This window comes from Streptomyces sp. CC53 (assembly GCF_001865245.1).
GTDB lineage: Bacteria > Actinomycetota > Actinomycetes > Streptomycetales > Streptomycetaceae > Streptomyces.
Map to the genome: position 1 here is coordinate 1 of NZ_MKXB01000156.1, position 1,263 is coordinate 1,263.

General features: G+C 77.0%; 2 protein-coding genes. One reads left to right on the forward strand and one right to left on the reverse strand.

Translation table 11 applies throughout. The annotated features are described in order from the left end of the window. The first annotated feature begins 521 nt into the window (after positions 1-521). On the forward strand, positions 522-644 hold the full coding sequence (locus tag BJP40_RS35680; protein WP_256220756.1) for a hypothetical protein: 123 nt from the start codon (positions 522-524) through the stop codon (positions 642-644). An 80-nt stretch (positions 645-724) separates the two neighbouring features. Here BJP40_RS35680 and BJP40_RS17760 read toward each other — a convergent pair whose 3' ends face one another. Then, positions 725-925, reverse strand: a complete 201-nt coding sequence (locus tag BJP40_RS17760; RefSeq protein ID WP_071281215.1) for a hypothetical protein — start codon at positions 923-925, stop codon at positions 725-727. Positions 926-1,263: the final 338 nt, after the last annotated feature.

The following is a 1,263-nucleotide window of genomic DNA, read 5'->3' on the forward strand; positions in this document are numbered from 1 at the left end:
GCGGGGCGTGGGGCGCGGGGGCCCGGGGCGGGGCGCGGAGGCGAGCGCAGCCCCGGGGGCCCCGACGGGGCTCTGCGGGGGCCCAGCGCCCCGCCGCCGCCCGCCGCGGGACGCGGGACGCGGACCTGCTGCCCGTCAGAGCCGTCCCGGGGGCCAGCGGCAAGTGCGGCGGCCGGGGGCCGGCGCGGGGGCGTACGGACGTGGGCGTACGGATGTGGGCGGTGGGTCCGCCGCCCGCACGGCGCCTGGCGGAAGGCCCCGAGGCCCAGGCAGGACCGGTAGGGGCCACGGGCCTGGGGAACGACGTGGGCTGTCGGCCCGGGGCGAACGACGTGGGCGGTCGGTCCGCCGCCCGCCGCCGCGCGGGGCAGACGGCCGCCAGGTCCAGGCAAGACCGGCGGGGGGCCACGGGCCTGGGGCAGGGGGGCGTTAAGAACGCGTTAACGGGGCGCAGTGCCGCGTATGGAGGCCGTCAACGGGCTCATAGGAGTTCCCCCGGGCGGGTTTCCTCGGAGTGGCGGTTGCCGCCGAACCCCGTTGATTCCCCTGAGGAGCTCGCGATGGCCGATGTGGCCTTCGTCGCCGCCGCCGTGGCGGTCCTGGCACTGGTCGTGCTGATCACGCGGAGCGTGGCACGGCTCTGAGCCGCACACCGCCCCACCCGGAAGCGACTCTCCGGTCGGAGGCGGCGCGGCCCAGAGCGGTCGCGGAGAGAAGGAGCGGATCAGGGGAGGAGCTCGTCGAGAGCGGCCTTGCCCTTCTCGGCCATCCTGCGCTCGGCCCATGCCAGGTTCTTCGGGTTCACGTCGCGCCCGGAGGCGAGGACGAGGTCTTCCGCGGTGAAGTCGCCTTCGGCACCACTGTGGAGGAGGGCGTCAGGGGTGACGCCGCCCAGTCGGGAGGTCGAATCGGGCTCTTCTTTCATGCCGCCTCCTTTGTCGTCCGGCACTCGCCATTGTCGTCGCCCACCGGCGCCGACGCATCCGCGGTCGCCGTGCCGGGACGGACACGCAGGGTGACGCAGAGCGGGTCCTCCCTCGGCGGTCGGCCGGGGCGTCCTGTCCTGTCCCGCACACCATGCCGGTGACGTGCGGTGGCGCGGAGGAGCGCCGGGGCCCTCCGGCCGGCTGGGCACCCGTGGGCCCGGCGACCGGTCGCCGCGACGCCGAGCGCGCCCCGCGGCCGGCCGCACCCTCCCGCAGGCGTCGCCCGCTCCGCCCGGCGGCAGGGTGTGGGTTCCCGGGTGCGGTGCCGGCGTGCGGA

Excerpts from the sequence above, each read along its gene's own strand:
- BJP40_RS17760 (WP_071281215.1), bottom strand. The coding sequence starts at position 925 with ATGAAAGAAGAGCCCGATTCGACCTCCCGACTGGGCGGCGTCACCCCT.